Raw genomic sequence first — 278 nt, 5'->3', positions numbered from 1 at the left:
CACTGATAGAGGCGTTACTCATTTGACTCTGTAGAAGTTACTCTAATTTTTTAGCTTCTGCCTGACTTGGTAGGTATTCATTATAAGTACGTTGGAAATCAACCACTTTTGTATCTTTTATATCGATAATACGTGTTGCCAATGAAGAGACAAACTCACGGTCATGGCATACAAAAATAAGCGTACCTTTGACTTCTTTTAATGCATTGTTTAATGCATCAATTGCTTCTAAGTCCATGTGGTTAGTTGGTTCATCCATAACTAGTTCATTAACGTGT

Annotated in this window: 1 pseudogene; it reads right to left on the bottom strand. The window is 35.6% G+C overall.

Annotated features, from left to right (window positions below):
* Positions 1–37 precede the first annotated feature (37 nt).
* Positions 38–278, bottom strand: a pseudogene (locus V6255_RS18050) (ABC-F family ATPase); the annotation flags it as partial.

Origin of the sequence: Psychromonas arctica (assembly GCF_038155225.1) — a bacterium.
Taxonomy (GTDB): Bacteria; Pseudomonadota; Gammaproteobacteria; order Enterobacterales; family Psychromonadaceae; genus Psychromonas; species Psychromonas arctica_B.
This window is presented reverse-complemented; position numbering and strand designations above follow the sequence as displayed.